The organism is Saliphagus infecundisoli, from assembly GCF_020177375.1.
In the GTDB taxonomy this organism is placed as follows: Archaea; Halobacteriota; Halobacteria; order Halobacteriales; family Natrialbaceae; genus Saliphagus; species Saliphagus infecundisoli.
Genome location: NZ_JAIWHV010000001.1, coordinates 664,879 through 680,439, shown reverse-complemented (window position 1 = coordinate 680,439; position 15,561 = coordinate 664,879). Strand labels below are relative to the sequence as shown.

Here is a 15,561-nt window from a genome sequence, read left to right as displayed (position 1 = left end):
AGGCGTTCCCCATGCGGTCGGCTACTCGTCTTCCGTGGGCACCGCCGGCTCCCGCTCGGCGGACGGGACCGTCGTCTCCTCGCGGTCGGCGTCGGGGTACTCCTCGAGACGAGACTGTCGCCCGGGTCTGCTCCCGAGGACGTACGGGAGGAGGATCGTGGCGGCGTTCGTCGCGAGCACGAGCACGATCGGGACCAAGAAGAGCCCGTAGAAACCGAAGACGACGGGGCCGACGATGTACGAAACCATCAGGAGGCCGGTGTGGGTCCGCTCGCCGCTGACCAGCGCCCGGATGAAGAAGTCGGGGATGAAGTCGATGACGACGGCGCTCACGGCAGCGAGAATTCCGACGGGGACCAGTAACGCGGGCTCGCCCGAGAGCACGGCGGTCGCCCCCAGCCCGAGGACGACGGGGACGTAGACGAGTTTGATCCCGACGACGGGGATCAGGCTTCCGAGCCCCGCGAGCGCCCCCACCAGCGCCGGGAACGGCACCTCGACCGTCGGCGGGACGAAGAAATTGTAGGCGTAGAACGTCGAGACGCCGACGATCGCCGTCACGAAGACGTTGACGATGTTACCGAAGAGCGTCAGCGACAGCTCCGGATCGACCGCCCGGGCGTACCGCCGGAGGGCGCCGGACTCGTCGAACGTCTCCACGATCCAGGCGACCAGCCGCGGGCCGTCGATCAGCATGTAGTAGGTCACCACGACGACGACGAGCAACTGGACCAGCGCCGAGCCGACGGCGCTGACCGCGCCACCGAGGCTCACGAGGGCGACTCCGAGGGAGGCCTGGGCACCCGCGCCGGCGAGGGCCTCCTGGAGCTCGTTCAGGTCGATCCCCGCGACGCCGAACTCCTCGATCGCCCGCTCGACGAGTTGGGTCTGGAGATCGTAGGTCTCGACGAACCCCTGCACCTCGAGGGCGACGATCATCAGGGTGTACCCCACAAGGAGGAGGAAGGGGACGCCGAAGAGGACCAGTGCGAGGCCGGCCCGGGTGCGCCTGGGGAGCCCGAAGCGTCCGAGCGAGCGGTAGATCGGGCGAACGGCGTAGTAGAGAAAGACCGCGAAGACGACGGCCGCGACGAAGCGCCAGACGATGTAGCCGACGACGGCCGCGAGCGCGAGGACGACGAGTCCGAGCCCGATCCGTCGCCGGAGTTCGCGGTCGATTTCCATGGCACCCGATACGGACGACGGTCATTTCATCCCGTCGATGGTCCGAACTCCGACAGGAACTCGACGCGGAGGCGATGGCTACCCGGGATGGGGAAACCGTAGCGGAAATTTACTCGGGGATGAGTAGCCGAGACGATCGTTCGGGGCCGGTAAGGGTTTCAGAAGCCTTTTCATTTGCCGAGGGTTAGGGCCGCCATAACATGGCCGAGGACCTAAACTGGGCGGTCGGCGGCGAGGCCGGGGACGGCATCGACTCGACCGGGAAGATCTTCGCCCAGGCGCTTGCCAGGGCCGGACGACACGTCTTCACGTCGAAGGACTTCGCGTCCCGGATCCGGGGGGGCTACACGGCCTACAAGATCCGAACCGCCGTCGACGACGTCCAGAGCGTCGTCGACCGCCTGGACGTTCTCGTCGCCCTGACCCAACGAACGATCGACGAGAACGTCGACGAACTCCACGACGGCAGCGCGATCATCTACGACGGCGAGCGCTCCTGGGAGGCCGACATCCCCGAGGAGATGACCGCCGTCGACGTCCCGCTGAAGTCCCTGGCCGAGGACGCCGGCGGCGCGATCATGCGAAACGTCGTCGCGCTCGGAGCGGCCTGCGAGCTCGCGAGCTTCGACGTCGAGTATCTCGACGAGGCCCTCGAGAAGCGCTTCGGCGGCAAGGGCTCGAAGATCGTCGACAACAACAAGGAGGCCGCCCGCCTCGGTCGCGACTACGTCCGCGAGAACTACGACGACCTCGATCTGGGCTACGATCTGGAGACCACCGACAGCGACTACGTCCTGCTCAACGGCGACGAGGCGATCGGGATGGGCGCGATCGCGGCGGGCTGTCGGTTCTATGCCGGCTATCCGATCACCCCCGCGACGAACGTCATGGAGTACCTGACGGGCCGGATCGAGGAGTACGGCGGCCACGTCGTCCAGGCCGAAGACGAGCTGTCGGCGATCAACATGGCCCTCGGGGCCGCCCGCGCCGGCGCCCGGTCGATGACCGCGACCTCCGGTCCGGGGATCGATCTGATGGCCGAGACGTTCGGGCTGATCGCCACCAGCGAGACGCCGCTCGTGATCGCCGACGTGATGCGGTCGGGCCCTTCGACGGGGATGCCCACCAAGCAAGAACAGGGCGACCTCAACATGACCCTCTACGGCGGCCACGGCGAGGTCCCCCGGTTCGTCCTCGCGCCGACGACGATCACCGAGTGTTTCTGGAAGACCGTCGAGGCGTTCAACTACGCCGAGAAGTACCAGACCCCCGTGTATCTCGTCTCCGACCTCGCGCTCGCGGTGACCGAACGGACGTTCCCGCCCGAAGCGTTCGACATGGACGACGTCGAGATCGAACGCGGCAAGATCGTCGACGACGAGGAGGCCCAGGAGTGGCTCGACGACCAGGGCCGCTTTCGGGCCCACGCCGACACCGACGACGGCGTCAGCCCGCGGGCGCTTCCCGGCACCGTCGACGGTGCCCACATGTCGACCGGGCTCGAACACGACGAACTCGGCCGACGGACCGAGGAGGAAGGCGAGCGCGTCCAGCAGGTTGACAAACGAAACCGGAAGCTCGAGACCGCCCGGGACGAAGAGGAGTGGGACTACCGCGAGTTCGGCGACCCGGACTCGGAGAACCTCGTGATCTCCTGGGGCTCGAACGAGGGTGCGCTCGTCGAGGCTCTCGATCTCATGGACGAAGACGTCCGGGTGCTCTCGGTACCCTACCTCTTCCCGCGGCCCGACCTCACCGACGAGATCGAGGCCGCCGAGAACACCATCGTCGTCGAGTGTAACGCGACCGGCCAGTTCGCCGACGTCATCGAACACGACACCCTTACCCGCGTCGACCGAATCAACAAGTACACCGGCGTCCGCTTCAAGGCGGACGAACTCGCCGCACAGATCGACGACCAACTCGCCTCGGAGGTGCCAGCACAATGAGCTCAGACGTACGATTCGTCGACTTCAAGTCCGACAAACAGCCGACGTGGTGTCCCGGATGCGGTGACTTCGGGACGATGAACGGCATGATGAAAGCCCTCGCCAACACCGGCAACGACCCCGACAACACCTTCGTGGTGGCCGGGATCGGCTGTTCGGGCAAGATCGGGACCTACATGCACTCCTACGCGCTCCACGGCGTCCACGGGCGTGCGCTCCCCGTCGGCACGGGCGTCAAGATGGCCCGTCCCGACATCGAGGTCATGGTCGCCGGCGGCGACGGCGACGGCTACTCGATCGGCGCGGGCCACTTCGTCCACGCCGTCCGCCGGAACGTCGACATGAGCTACGTCGTGATGGACAACCGGATCTACGGGCTCACCAAGGGCCAGGCGTCGCCGACCTCGCGCTCGGACTTCGAGACTTCGACGACCCCCGAGGGCCCCCAACAGCCCCCGGTCAACCCGCTCGCGCTGGCGCTCTCCTCGGGCGCGTCGTTCATCGCCCAGTCCTTTAGCTCGGACGCCCAGCGCCACGCCCAGATCGTCCAGGAGGCGATCGAACACGACGGCTTCGGCTTCGTCAACGTCTTCTCGCCCTGCGTCACCTTCAACGACGTCGACACCTACGACTACTTCCGGGACACCCTGGTGGACCTCGAGGAGGAGGGCCACGATCCCAACGACTACGACGCCGCGGCAGACGTCATCCTCGACGGCGAAAAGGAGTACCAGGGCGTGATCTACCAGGACGAGAACTCGGTGCCCTACCACGAGCAACACGGCGTCACCGAGGACATGTCGGAGATTCCCGACGGCGCCCCCGAGGACGGGATGGACCTCGTCCGCGAGTTCTACTGACCTCCGGGTTCCGGCCGCCCGTCTCCCTTCGATCGACCCTCCGGACCGACAACCGGAACGACTATTCCCCCGAGACTGACACGTCGATCCGTGAACCAAACGCCCCTCCTCGCCGTCCTCGTCGGTCTCGCGATCGGCGTCGCTCTCGTCCGGTTCGCGGTCGGGTCGACGACTGCACTGGTCGTCGGCCTCGTCTATACGGGCGCCGCCTACTTCGTCCTCGCGTCGGACCGGTCGCTGCTCGAGGCGAGCCCCGACTTCGAGGGGCGAGCGGCGACGGTCGCCTACGGCATCGGCGTGTTCGCGCTGTCGGTGAGTCCGCTGGCGTTCGGCCGGCGGACTGCGGGGGGCGACCTCGACCCGGTGTTCGTCGTCTGGCTCGCGGGCGTCATCGCCTTCCTTGAGTTCGCCCGGTCGGCGGCCGAGTGAGTCCGGGTAACCGTCCTTCCACTCGATCCAGCATCCGCACCCCGCTCTCCGAGACGAACCCTTATCGGCCGCGACGGCGTCTCCCGACTGGATGACCGAGACGAGCGTCCCCGAGGAGGTCGAGGAGTGGTTGACCACGGGCCGGGAGATGGCCCATCTCGCGACGAGCCGGAACGACCGGCCCCACGTCGCCCCGATCTGGTATCGCTACGAGGACGGCGTCGCCGAGTTCGTCACCGGCGGGAAGAAGTTGGAGAACATCCGGGCGAACCCGCGAGTCTCGCTGTCGATCGAACGCTCCGAGGACGGGGTAGGGCAGTGGCACGTCGTCCTCTTCGGTACCGCGACCGTGATTACCGACGAGGAGAAGCTGTGGGCGGGCCGGACGCGGCTGTTCCAGCGCTATCGCGGCCGCGATCCGAGCGTAGAGGAGGACGGTGAGCCTCCGGAGGCCCTCGTCAGGGTCGAGGTGGCGTCGGCCTCCTGGGGCTGACGTTCGCCGCAGGTCAGTCGGTCGCCGACTCGATCGCGTCGATCAGGATCGAGATCCCGGTCTCGGCCTGAGCCTCCGTCATCACCAGCGGCGGGAGCAGCCGGATCACGTTGTCGCCCCGGCCGCCCGCCCAGACGAGGACACCGTTCTCGTAGCAGGTCGTCCGGACCGTCTCCAACAGGTCGGGCGCGGGCTCGCCGTCGTCGGTGACGAGTTCGAGCCCGACGAACAGCCCCTTCCCGCGGACCTCGCCGACGTGGGGGTTTTCCGCCTCGCACTCGGCGAGGCGGTCCACGATGAACGCGCCCAGCTCCCGGGCGTGGGCGAGCAGGTCGTGGTGGCGGGTGTATTCGATCGCGCGGATCGAGGCGCGCATCGCGGGGTTGAACCCGCGGAAGGTGCCGGTGTGGCCGCCGGGGCCCCACGCATCCAGATTCTCGTCGTACATCGTCCCCGAGAGGGGAAAGCCGCTTCCCAGTGCCTTGGCCATCGGCATGATGTCGGGGGTGACGTCGTAGTGCTCGCTGGCCCACCACTCGCCGGTCCGGCCCATCCCGGTCTGGATCTCGTCGACGATCAGCGGGACCTCGTACTCGTCACAGAGGTCCCGGAGTCCGGAAAGGAAGCCCTCGGGCGGGACGACGGTCCCGCCCTCGCCCTGAATCGGCTCGACCCAGACGCCCGCGGGGTTGGCCATTCCACCGTAGCGATCGCCCAGGAGGGTTTGGACGTCCTCAAGGGCTCGTTCAACCAGCTCCTCGGGCGAGCCGTCCTGGCGGAACGGGTAGGGATACCGGGCGTGTTCGACCTCCGGGAGCAGCGGGGTGTAGTGGCGCTTGTACTTCGTGTCGGCGGTGAGGCTGTAGGCGCCGGACGTTTCGCCGTGAAAGGAGCCCCGGAAGGCGATCAGCCCGTCGTTTCCCGTCACCCGCTTTGCGAGCTTGATCGTCGCCTCGACGGCGTCGCTGCCCGTCGGCCCGCCGAAGTTCACCCGGTTTCGCCCCCGCAGTCCCTCGGGCGCGATCTCGTCCAACGTCTCGATCAGTTCGACCCGGGTCCGGGTCGGGAAGTCAAGCGTGTGGGGGAGGCGTTCGGCCTGCTCGACGGCCGCCTCGGTGACGTAGGGGTTGGCGTGGCCGACGTTCAGGACGCCGATGCCCGCGAAGAAGTCGAGGTAGAGGTTTCCGTCGACGTCTTTCAGCGTTGCGCCCTTCCCGTTCTCGAACGCGATCGGGACGTCTGTCGGGTAGAGGACGGCGCCGCTCTCGATCTCGGCTTGTCTGCGGACGAGCCGCCGGGATTCGGGACCCGGTGGGGAGTCGACGGCGGGTGCGTCCTCGAAGTGCAGTTCCTCGATGGCGGGGAGATCCATGGACGATTATGTGGGATATCGCCCGGTCTATATCTTCGCAAACGGGAAAACGAGCGCGGGATCGGAGCCCGCGGCGTCCGTCGGTCGGGCCTGCGGTACGTGGATCGCCGGGAGGGCCGGATGAAGACTTATCGCGCCGTCGTGACGACGTAGCCGTCGAAATTGAGGATGACCGCCTGGGCGGTGTCGCCGAAGATCGCCTTCCCGGTCGGGCTCCGCCGGCGTCCCAGGAGAAAGACGTAGTCACAGCCGCGCTCCTCGGCGACCTCGAGGATCGCGTCGGCGCGGTCGCCGTCGTCGTCGACGTACCGGCCGACGGCCTCGGTCTCGACGTCCCGGTCGGCGAGCAGGTCGTTGATGGCGGTCTCGGCGACCTCCTGGGCGTACGTCGCCGGCTCGACGCTGTAGGACGAGCCCTCCATCTCGGCGATGGCGCCCAACACCTCGGCATCGTTCTGGTACTCCTCTTCGGTGACGACGGTCAGGACGGTAAGCGGGGCCCCCGAGAGCTCCGCGAGCTCCCCGGCCTCCTCGATGACGTCGACGACGCTATCACTCGAATCGGTGACCACGAGCGGTCGGTCCATACCGATCGATGATCGAAGAACTATTAGAAGCTTGTGGCGCGCCGTCGTCGGATCCGCGAGGGACTCGACGGGCCCCGTCGGCCGAACCCCACTGACGGTCACCCGTACGAACGACGGGAGAAACGTTTTCGGCCTGCTCGACCAGCGGGAACCATGACCGATCCCGGAACGCGGACGACCTACGAGACGGTCGCCGACCGGTACCGGAAGCGAAACGAGGACCGCTCTGCCGTCGAGGAACTGGTTTCGCGGTTTCTGGCAGCGATCGAGGACACCACCGATGGGCCGGCACGGCTCCTCGACGCGGGCTGTGGGCCCGGCTGGGAGACCGCGCGGTTCGGGGAAGCGGGCCACGAGCCGGTCGGGATCGACCTGACGCCCGCGTTCCTCGAGCTCGCACGCGAGGAGACCCGGAAGGCGTCGTTCGCGCGAATGGACATGCGCCGGCTCGGGTTCCCGGCGGCGACCTTCGACGGGATCTGGGCGTGTGCCTCCTTTCTCCACGTCCCCAAAGCGGACGCACGGGCCACGCTCGCCGAGTTCCGCCGGGTGCTCCGGCCGGAGGGTCCCGTCCACCTCTCGGTGAAACACGGCGAGGGGACCTGCGAGGGGTCGGCGTACGCGGACGACGACCGGACGTTCGTCCTCTACCGACCCGCCAAACTCGAGGAACTGCTCTCGGCGGTCGGATTCGCCGTCGAGACGGTCGGGACCGACGACGCCGACGAGTGGGTCCGGGCGGAGGCCCGGGCGTAGCCGGCCGGGCGTCGATCCCCAACGACTATAGGTCCGTCAACGAGTTTTTCATCGTGGTTTACGAAACCGGAAACCCGACGATCGACGGCGCGGTCCGGCGGGTACTGGAGGGCGAACGCCTCGACCGGACCGACGGGATCGCACTGGTGGCCCAGCCGGTCGACGAGCTCGCCGCGGCGGCCGACGCCGTCCGCGCCCGACTTGGCGACGGCACCGTCGACGCCTGCAGCATCGTCAACGCCAAGGCCGGCAACTGCGCGGAGGACTGTGGGTTCTGTGCCCAGTCGGTCCACTTCGACGCGGGGGTCGACGGCTACGATCTCCTCGAGCCCGAGGAGATCCTGGCGGCGGCCCGGCGGGCCGAACGCGACGGCGCCCAGCGGTTCGGGATCGTCGTCGCCGAAAAGGGCGTCTCGAAGGAACGCCGTCCCGAGGAGTGGGAGCGTGTGCTGCGGGCGATCCGGCTGGTCCGCGAGGAGACCGACGTCGAGGTCGACGCCAGCCTCGGGATCCTCACCCGCGAGGAGGCCGCGATCCTCGCCGACGAGGGGATCAACCACTACAACCACAACATCGAGACCTCGCCGCGGTACTTCCCCGAAATCGTCTCCACGCACGAGTTCAACGATCGGGTGGAGACCCTGGAGGTCGCAAAGGAGGCGGGGATGGACCTCTGTGCCGGCGTCATCCTCGGGATGGGCGAGAGCCCGGCCGACCGGATCGACGCCGCCATTGCGCTCCAGGAGGTCGGAATCTCCTCGCTGCCGGTGAACGTCCTCAACCCGGTGGCGGGGACCCCGCTGGGCGAGGAGATGGGGGAGTCGGCGGCGATCACGACCCGGGAACTGATCCGGACGATCGCGGTCTACCGGCTGCTCCACCCCCACGCGCGGGTCCGCCTGACCGGTGGCCGGGAGGCGAACCTCGCGCCCGACGAACAGCACCTCCTGTTTGAGGCCGGCGCCGACGGCATCCTCACCGGCGACTACCTCACCACGGAGGGCCAGTCGGCCGGCGAGGACATCGCGGTCATCGAGCGGGCGGGCCTCGAGCCCAACACCGACGTGAACGAGTTCGATCCCGAGGACGTGAAAGCACGCGCCGGCGGGGACGGCGGTGGAGCCGGGACGGCGACGGGAACCACGACCGACGGCTGACTCGTCCCCCCGGGAGGCGGCGCCGAATCGCAGGATACTCGGTCGCGGGCGGGACCGATACGAACGGCGATGGGATCCACCACGGCGGCGCGGCTCCGCGGGCTCGGCCGGTTCGACGCGCTCGTGTTGACGGCGCTGATCTGGTTTCTCGCGAAGTTCCTCCGATACGCGTTCCCGCCGCTGTTCGAGCCCCTCCAGGCGAGTTACAGCGTCTCGAACACCGCCGTCGGCGCCGCCTTCACCGCGTTCATGGTCGTCTACGCCCTCCTGCAGTTTCCCTCGGGCCTGCTCGCCGACCGGCTGGGCTCGGTGACGGTGATCGTCGGCGGCGCCCTGCTCGCGGCCGCCGGCGCCTTCGGGGTCGCGCTCGAGCCGCCCTTCCTCGCCCTCGTCGCCGCGATGGTCGTCATCGGTGCCGGGACCGGCGCCCACAAGACGGTCGCGATCCGGCTGCTCTCGCGGGCCTACCCCGCCCGGACGGGCCGGGCGCTCGGCGTCCTCGACACCATCGGGACCTTCGGCGGGGTCGCCGCGCCCGCCGCGGTCGTCGCCGTCGCGAGCGTCCCGCTTCTCTCCCCGGGCTGGCGGACGCTCTTTCTCGCCGCGGGAGTCACCGGGGTCGCGCTGGCCGCGGCCTTCCTCCGGCGGGTACCCGAGCGGCTCCCCGACGCCGGGGCCGCAGGCGGGAGCGACGGAGGCGTCGCTCTCCGGCAGTACCTCGCGGTGTTCGCAGCGCCTCGCTTTGCCGCCTTCGTCGTCGCCACGCTGGCGTTCTCGTTTGCCTACAACGGCGCGGTCGCGTTCGTCCCGCTCTATCTCTCCCAGGAGGCGGGCCTCTCCTCGGCGGCCGCCAGCGGCCTCTACAGCCTCCTTTTTGCGCTCTCGCTCGTCCAGCTCGCGACCGGCGAGGTCGGCGACCGGGTCGGGACCCTGCCCGTCATCTTCGCGGCCCTCGGGGTCGCGACCGTCGGGCTGGTCTCGCTGGTGGCGCTGACGCCGACCGGGAACCTCCTCGCGCTGGGGGCCGCGGTCGTCGCCTTCGGGATCGGCTCGCACGGCTTCCGACCCGTTCGGGGCTCGTTCCTGATCTCGTCGTTTCCCGACTCGATCGCCGGCGGGAGCCTGGGGGTCGTCCGGACGCTGTTGATGGCCGCCGGCGCGATTTCCCCGGTCACCGTCGGCTACCTCTCGGAGACCGTCGGCTTCCGGCCGGCGTTCTGGCTGCTCGCGGGCTCGGTGGCGGTCGCGACCGCCATCTGTGCCGCCCTGCTCGCGATCGGCGACCGCTCGTAGCGGTCGGCGACCGGGAGACCTTTGCTCTCGAGGTCCCTTCGATCACCGACGCATGAGAGAGGAAGCCGAAGCCGTCCTCCGGACCGACCCCGTGATGGCGGAGCTCATCGACGATCACGATCCCTACAGCGAACCCGACTGGAGCGAGTACGAGCGCCTCTCGATCTCGATCATCAACCAGCAGCTCTCGACGGCCAGCGCGGCCGCCGTCAGGGAACGCGTCTTCGAGGTTCTCGACGGCGAGGTCACCCCCGAGACCGTGCTCGCGGCCGACGAGGCGGAGCTCCGGGAGGCGGGGCTCTCCCGGATGAAAGTGGAATACGTGCGAAACGCCGCCAGGGCCTTCGAACGGGAGGACTTCTCGCGAGAGGGACTCGCCGGGGTCCCCGAGGAGGAGGTCGTCACGCGCCTGACCGAGATCAAGGGGATCGGGGAGTGGACGGCCAGAATGTACCTCCTGTTCGTCCTCGAGCGCGAGGACGTCCTGCCCCTCGGCGACCTCGCGGTCCGGCGGGGGATCGAGCAGTTGTACGGCGACGGCGAGGAGCTGACCCGCGGGGAGATGCGCGAGATCGCCGAGGGTTGGCGTCCCTACCGGTCGGTCGCGACCCGGTACATCTGGGCGGAGTACGAGTCGGAGGGGTGAGCTACTCCTCTTCTTCGGGCGTGTCCTCGACGTCCGCATCGACCCGCCGGCCGACGTCCACCCGGTAGTGTTTGAGGATGTCCCGGCCGAGGATGACGGGGTAGTCCATGTGGCTTCGGTCCTCGACGCTCGCGGTGACGGTGTGTTGGGTGCCGCCGACGCCGACGACGACGTCGACGACCGGGCGGCTCTTTGCGGTCTTCTGGCTCCCCGAGCGCACGCGCGTGATCGACTTGATCGGGCCGGCGCCGATGTCGGCGGCGAGCTGGGTGTCGATGCTCGTCCGGGTCGCGCCGGTGTCGGACTTCGCGTACACCGTCGAGGAGCCGCTGGTTCCCGAGAGGACGACCTCCTCGGTGTAGCCGATGACCGACGGTTCGCCCTCCTCGGTCGGGAGCGGCACGGGCATCGCCCGCGGGGTCGAGTCGTCGAGCGTCGCCGCGAGGTCCTCGACCCGGTCGTCGTCGACGCTGCCGCCGCCGCGCTCGATCGCGAGGCGAGCGATGTGGGGCGCCGGACTGATCCCCGTTGCCTCGTGGAGCCCCTTGAACCCCGCCGTGGGGTTGACTTCGAGGACGAACCAGCCCTCCTCGCCCTCGACGAGATCGACGCCGGCGTAGTCCAGCCCGACGACCTCGGCGGAGCGGCGGGCCATCTCGCGGGCCTCCTCGGGGAGATCGGCGGTGGCGTCCTCGACGCTGCCCCCGAGGGCGACGTTCGTCCGCCAGTCGTTGTCGGGCGCGTAGCGGTACATCGCGGCGACGATCTCGCCGCCGACGACGTAGACCCGGACGTCGCGGTGCCGCTCGTCGTCGCGCTCGATCAGCTCCTGGAGGAAGGCGTAACGGTTGCCGACGGTGGCGTTTACCCCCTCGCCGGGGCCGACCTTCCAGGTACCGCCGCCGTGGGTCCCGATCGCGGTCTTGTAGACGGCTTCCTCGCCGAACTCACCGCGAGCGGCGTTGAGCCGGTCGCCGGAAAGCGCCAGCAGGACGTCGGGGACCCGGACTTCGGCGTTCGAGAGCGCCGCGGCCGTCGAGAGCTTGTGGAAGGCCGTCAGCGTCGCCGCCGGCTCGTTCAGGGTGGGTACGAGCTGTGCGAAGGTGTTCGCGAGCCCGAGCTCCTCGCAGGGCTGGTCGGTGTTCGAGAGCAACATCCGGTTGGCGATCACGTCCACATCCGGCTCGAGGGCGACGCTCCCCTCGCCGATCCGGACGGTGGTGTTCTCGGCCCGGAGCCACTCCGCACGGTGGCCCAGATCCTCGACGGCGTTACAGATCGCCTTCGTCTCCTTGCTCGTGTGGAGGCTCAACACGCCGACACGGACGCGCTCGTCGCGACTCATTGGAGGTGATTCGCCGGGAGGCCGGAAAAACATTACCAGATCCGGCTCCGAGGCGCCGGCTGACCTCAGCGTTCACACATTTCTGGATCCGATCGGCCGGTTTCCGTTGCATGCGGACGTGAATTATTCACTCGATCACGACCTTCTCTCGCCACGAACAAACACCTCGGCGGCCACGGGACTCGCTCGAGCGGGCGGGCGAGCACGCGAAACTCGGCGTCTCCGGGAGACGGTCGAACCCGCCGGGACCACGCTCCGGGAGCTCTCGGGCCGGGAGAAAGAACCCGGACCCTCCCGCCTCGAGAAGCGCCTCGCCGGCCTCGAAAACGCCGAACGCCGCATCGAGGGCCAGACCCGGGCGGCGATCGCCCACGCTCGCGACGCGCTCGAGTCCTCTCGCTCGAGGCAGTAGGACGCCGGGAGGGAGGAACGTTTAAGGCGGGCCACCGGCTACGACCGCGTGCGGGTTGGTGATCTAGTCCGGTTATGATACCTCCTTCACACGGAGGAAGTCGGCGGTTCGAATCCGCCCCAACCCATTTCTGCCGAACGCACCGCCGAGCGCTAGCGAGGCGACCGTGAGGCGGAATGGAACGGGCGGATTCGAATCAGGGAACGGAGCGACGCGGAGTGACCGTGGTTCGAATCCGCCCCAACCCACTGATTTTGCTGCGAACGACTCGTGAGGCGCGAATCCGTCCTAACTCGGAGTGATTCGTAGAGCACAACGCCGCGACCGACGGGACCCCGACACTGAGGGGGCCAGCAGAACCACCCTACGATAGTTCTCCCCCTGGATCCGACCGAACTGCCAACAGCGATAATACAGCTACCTCGCCGCAGTCATCCGATTCACCTACGAAAGGTTTAAATAGTTTGCTGGCTTACCTTGGGTTAGTCGAAGATGAACATCCAGCAACTCGCCCGCGACGACGGGCAGATGGTCAGGCAGTACGCATACGAGGATAGCGACGTCTACGCGATCGACTTCGGCCCCGCAGGGGACGAAACCACGGTCGACGTCGCCGACGGCACCGTGATCGTCGTCACCGGCGACGACCAGCGGGAGTTCGACCTCCCCGAGGATGCAGGCGACGCGCAAGCGTTTATGAAAAACGGCGTCCTCACCATCGAACTGGAGGAAGACCGATGAAACTCACCGTCAAACCCCTCAAACAGAAGGACGCCGGCCGCGGACTCGCCGCGATCGACCGCGCCTCGATGCGCGAGCTAGAGCTCGAGAACGGCGACTACATCGTCCTCTCGGGCACCGGCGACGGCCAGACCGTCGCCCGCGTCTGGCCCGGCTACCCCGAGGACGAGGGCCGGGGCGTCGTCCGGATCGACGGGCGGCTTCGCCAGGAGGCCAACGTCGGCATCGACGACCGCGTCGAGGTCGAGGCCGCAGACGTCAAGCCCGCCGAGTCGGTCACCGTCGCGCTCCCACAGAACCTCCGGATTCGGGGAGACATCGGTCCCCTCGTCCGTGACAAGCTCTCGGGGCAGGCGGTCACCGAGGGTCAGACCGTGCCGTTCTCGCTTTCGTTCGGCCCGATGGCCAGCTCCGGCCAGTCGGTACCCCTGAAGATCGCGAGCACCTCCCCCTCGGGGACGATCGTGATCACCGACTCGACGAGCATCGAGATTTCCGAGACCCCCGCCGAGCAGATCTCGTCGGGCGGAGCCTCCGGCCAGGGCGCCCCGGACGTCACTTACGAGGACATCGGCGGGCTCGACAGCGAACTCGATCAGGTCCGCGAGATGATCGAGCTCCCGATGCGCCACCCCGAGCTGTTCCAGCAGCTCGGCATCGAACCGCCCAAGGGCGTCCTGCTCCACGGCCCGCCGGGCACCGGTAAGACCCTGATGGCCAAGGCCGTCGCAAACGAGATCGACGCCCACTTCGAGACGATCTCCGGCCCCGAGATCATGTCGAAGTACTACGGCGAGAGCGAAGAGCAGTTGCGGGAGGTGTTCGAGGAGGCAGAAGAGAACTCGCCCGCGATCGTCTTCATCGACGAGATCGACTCGATCGCCGCCAAACGCGAGGAGGCCGGCGGCGACGTCGAGCGCCGCGTGGTCGCCCAGCTCCTCAGCCTGATGGACGGCCTGGAGGAGCGCGGCCGGGTCACCGTCATCGCCGCGACCAACCGCGTGGACGCGATCGACCCCGCACTCCGGCGGGGCGGCCGCTTCGACCGCGAGATCGAGATCGGCGTCCCGGACAAAGACGGGAGAAAAGAGATCCTGCAGGTCCACACCCGCGGAATGCCCCTCTCGGATTCCGTGGATCTCGACCAGTACGCCGAGAACACCCACGGGTTCGTCGGTGCCGACCTGGCGAGCCTCGCGAAGGAGGGCGCGATGAACGCCCTCCGGCGGATCCGTCCGGATCTCGACCTCGAGAGCGAAGAGATCGACGCCGACGTCCTAGAGAACCTCCGGGTCACCGAGGCGGATTTCAAGGAGGCGCTGAAGGGGATCGAGCCCTCGGCGCTCCGCGAGGTCTTCGTCGAGGTCCCCGACGTCACCTGGAACGACGTCGGCGGCCTGGACGACACCAAAGAACGGCTTCGCGAGACGATCCAGTGGCCGCTCGACTACCCCGAGGTCTTCGAGTCGATGGACATGCAGGCCGCAAAGGGCGTGATGATGTTCGGCCCACCGGGTACGGGCAAGACCCTGCTCGCGAAGGCCGTCGCCAACGAGGCCGACTCGAACTTCATCTCGATCAAGGGCCCCGAACTGCTCAACAAGTTCGTCGGCGAGTCCGAGAAAGGGGTCCGGGAGGTCTTCGAGAAGGCTCGGTCTAACGCCCCGACCGTGATCTTCTTCGACGAGATCGACTCGATCGCGACCGAACGCGGCCAGCGCACGGGCGACTCGGGGGTCGGCGAGCGCGTCGTCTCCCAGCTGCTGACCGAACTCGACGGGCTGGAGGAGTTAGAGGACGTCGTCGTGGTCGCGACGACCAACCGGCCCGACTTGATCGACCCCGCCCTGCTCCGGCCCGGACGGCTGGATCGCCACGTCCACGTCCCCGTGCCCGACGAGGAGGGTCGCAAACGGATCTTCGAGGTCCACACCCGGAACAAGCCCCTCGCCGACGACGTCGACCTCGAGGAACTCGCCTCGCGCACGGCGGGCTACGTCGGCGCCGACATCGAGGCGGTCTGCCGGGAGGCCTCGATGGCCGCGACCCGGGAGTTCATCCGCTCGGTCGCCCCCGAGGAGATGACCGACGCGGTCGGTAACGTCCGGGTCAACCGCGAGCACTTCGAGCACGCCCTCGGCGAGGTCCAGGCGAGCGTCACCGAGGAGACCCGCGAGCGCTACGACGAGATCGAAGACCAGTTCCAGCAGGCCGAACCCGCCGAGGAGGACCAGCTCGGCCGGACCTTCCAGTAGGACCGTTTTACGGGGGTCCTCGTTCGCGTTCGCTCACTCGAACCGTTTGTCAAAGTCTCCACGAAAAACCCGAGCGCGTAG

General features: G+C 68.2%; 15 protein-coding genes and 1 tRNA gene. 12 read left to right on the top strand and 4 right to left on the bottom strand.

Going from position 1 to position 15,561, the window contains the following annotated elements; genetic code table 11:
* Positions 1–21: 21 nt before the first annotated feature.
* Positions 22–1,185 (bottom strand): AI-2E family transporter, encoded by a 1,164-nt coding sequence (locus tag LCF40_RS03820; RefSeq protein ID WP_114575621.1) that lies wholly within the window; start codon positions 1,183–1,185, stop codon positions 22–24.
* A 200-nt stretch (positions 1,186–1,385) separates the two neighbouring features.
* Between LCF40_RS03820 and LCF40_RS03815 the strand changes: the two genes are divergently transcribed.
* From LCF40_RS03815 to LCF40_RS03800, 4 genes are all read left to right on the top strand, one after another.
* The gene (locus LCF40_RS03815; protein WP_224827418.1) at positions 1,386–3,134 is read left to right on the top strand and encodes a 2-oxoacid:acceptor oxidoreductase subunit alpha; all 1,749 of its coding nucleotides are present in this window, start codon (positions 1,386–1,388) and stop codon (positions 3,132–3,134) included.
* A complete protein-coding gene (locus LCF40_RS03810; protein WP_224827417.1) occupies positions 3,131–3,994 on the top strand; it encodes a 2-oxoacid:ferredoxin oxidoreductase subunit beta in 864 nt (287 codons plus the stop codon). Before LCF40_RS03815 ends, LCF40_RS03810 begins: the two co-directional genes overlap by 4 nt.
* A 90-nt stretch (positions 3,995–4,084) precedes the next feature.
* Complete coding sequence (locus tag LCF40_RS03805; RefSeq protein ID WP_224827416.1) at positions 4,085–4,423, top strand: hypothetical protein; 339 nt, start codon at positions 4,085–4,087, stop codon at positions 4,421–4,423.
* Positions 4,424–4,514: 91 nt separating this feature from the next.
* A complete protein-coding gene (locus tag LCF40_RS03800; RefSeq protein ID WP_224827415.1) occupies positions 4,515–4,916 on the top strand; it encodes a pyridoxamine 5'-phosphate oxidase family protein in 402 nt (133 codons plus the stop codon).
* A 13-nt stretch (positions 4,917–4,929) separates the two neighbouring features.
* Here LCF40_RS03800 and LCF40_RS03795 read toward each other — a convergent pair whose 3' ends face one another.
* Positions 4,930–6,288, bottom strand: a complete 1,359-nt coding sequence (locus LCF40_RS03795; protein ID WP_224827414.1) for an aspartate aminotransferase family protein — start codon at positions 6,286–6,288, stop codon at positions 4,930–4,932.
* A gap of 128 nt (positions 6,289–6,416) precedes the next feature.
* Positions 6,417–6,875, bottom strand: coding sequence for a universal stress protein (locus LCF40_RS03790; RefSeq protein ID WP_224827413.1), 459 nt, complete (start codon positions 6,873–6,875; stop codon positions 6,417–6,419).
* A gap of 153 nt (positions 6,876–7,028) precedes the next feature.
* Here LCF40_RS03790 and LCF40_RS03785 point away from each other — a divergent pair, with 153 nt between their 5' ends.
* The 4 genes from LCF40_RS03785 (at position 7,029) to LCF40_RS03770 (ending at position 10,727) form a co-directional block, all read left to right on the top strand.
* On the top strand, positions 7,029–7,631 hold the full coding sequence (locus LCF40_RS03785; protein WP_224827412.1) for a class I SAM-dependent methyltransferase: 603 nt from the start codon (positions 7,029–7,031) through the stop codon (positions 7,629–7,631).
* 53 nt (positions 7,632–7,684) lie between these two features.
* Positions 7,685–8,788, top strand: coding sequence for a biotin synthase BioB (gene bioB, locus LCF40_RS03780; protein WP_224827411.1), 1,104 nt, complete (start codon positions 7,685–7,687; stop codon positions 8,786–8,788).
* Positions 8,789–8,857: 69 nt separating this feature from the next.
* Positions 8,858–10,081, top strand: a complete 1,224-nt coding sequence (locus tag LCF40_RS03775) for an MFS transporter (protein ID WP_224827410.1) — start codon at positions 8,858–8,860, stop codon at positions 10,079–10,081.
* A 52-nt stretch (positions 10,082–10,133) separates the two neighbouring features.
* Positions 10,134–10,727: a DNA-3-methyladenine glycosylase family protein gene (locus tag LCF40_RS03770; protein ID WP_224827409.1), complete on the top strand. Its 594-nt coding sequence runs from the start codon at positions 10,134–10,136 to the stop codon at positions 10,725–10,727.
* A 1-nt stretch (position 10,728) separates the two neighbouring features.
* On the opposite strand, the gene LCF40_RS03765 is transcribed toward LCF40_RS03770, so the two are convergent.
* On the bottom strand, positions 10,729–12,072 hold the full coding sequence (locus tag LCF40_RS03765) for a RimK family alpha-L-glutamate ligase (protein WP_224827408.1): 1,344 nt from the start codon (positions 12,070–12,072) through the stop codon (positions 10,729–10,731).
* A 118-nt stretch (positions 12,073–12,190) separates the two neighbouring features.
* Here LCF40_RS03765 and LCF40_RS03760 point away from each other — a divergent pair, with 118 nt between their 5' ends.
* The 4 genes from LCF40_RS03760 (at position 12,191) to LCF40_RS03745 (ending at position 15,480) form a co-directional block, all read left to right on the top strand.
* Complete coding sequence (locus LCF40_RS03760) at positions 12,191–12,484, top strand: DUF7553 family protein (protein ID WP_224827407.1); 294 nt, start codon at positions 12,191–12,193, stop codon at positions 12,482–12,484.
* Positions 12,485–12,536: 52 nt separating this feature from the next.
* Positions 12,537–12,611: transfer RNA gene (locus LCF40_RS03755), tRNA-Val, on the top strand.
* Positions 12,612–12,976: 365 nt separating this feature from the next.
* Positions 12,977–13,225: an Hsp20/alpha crystallin family protein gene (locus tag LCF40_RS03750; protein WP_224827406.1), complete on the top strand. Its 249-nt coding sequence runs from the start codon at positions 12,977–12,979 to the stop codon at positions 13,223–13,225.
* Complete coding sequence (locus LCF40_RS03745) at positions 13,222–15,480, top strand: CDC48 family AAA ATPase (RefSeq protein ID WP_224827405.1); 2,259 nt, start codon at positions 13,222–13,224, stop codon at positions 15,478–15,480. Before LCF40_RS03750 ends, LCF40_RS03745 begins: the two co-directional genes overlap by 4 nt.
* Positions 15,481–15,561: the final 81 nt, after the last annotated feature.

What these genes read in the sequence shown, in the direction of transcription:
- LCF40_RS03820 (WP_114575621.1), bottom strand. Translation starts at nt 1,185, where the DNA reads ATGGAAATCGACCGCGAACTCCGGCGACGGATCGGGCTCGGACTCGTC.
- LCF40_RS03815 (WP_224827418.1), top strand. Translation starts at nt 1,386, where the DNA reads ATGGCCGAGGACCTAAACTGGGCGGTCGGCGGCGAGGCCGGGGACGGC.
- LCF40_RS03810 (WP_224827417.1), top strand. Translation starts at nt 3,131, where the DNA reads ATGAGCTCAGACGTACGATTCGTCGACTTCAAGTCCGACAAACAGCCG.
- LCF40_RS03800 (WP_224827415.1), top strand. Translation starts at nt 4,515, where the DNA reads ATGACCGAGACGAGCGTCCCCGAGGAGGTCGAGGAGTGGTTGACCACG.
- LCF40_RS03795 (WP_224827414.1), bottom strand. Translation starts at nt 6,288, where the DNA reads ATGGATCTCCCCGCCATCGAGGAACTGCACTTCGAGGACGCACCCGCC.
- LCF40_RS03790 (WP_224827413.1), bottom strand. Translation starts at nt 6,875, where the DNA reads ATGGACCGACCGCTCGTGGTCACCGATTCGAGTGATAGCGTCGTCGAC.
- LCF40_RS03785 (WP_224827412.1), top strand. Translation starts at nt 7,029, where the DNA reads ATGACCGATCCCGGAACGCGGACGACCTACGAGACGGTCGCCGACCGG.
- LCF40_RS03775 (WP_224827410.1), top strand. Translation starts at nt 8,858, where the DNA reads ATGGGATCCACCACGGCGGCGCGGCTCCGCGGGCTCGGCCGGTTCGAC.
- LCF40_RS03770 (WP_224827409.1), top strand. Translation starts at nt 10,134, where the DNA reads ATGAGAGAGGAAGCCGAAGCCGTCCTCCGGACCGACCCCGTGATGGCG.
- LCF40_RS03765 (WP_224827408.1), bottom strand. Translation starts at nt 12,072, where the DNA reads ATGAGTCGCGACGAGCGCGTCCGTGTCGGCGTGTTGAGCCTCCACACG.
- LCF40_RS03750 (WP_224827406.1), top strand. Translation starts at nt 12,977, where the DNA reads ATGAACATCCAGCAACTCGCCCGCGACGACGGGCAGATGGTCAGGCAG.
- LCF40_RS03745 (WP_224827405.1), top strand. Translation starts at nt 13,222, where the DNA reads ATGAAACTCACCGTCAAACCCCTCAAACAGAAGGACGCCGGCCGCGGA.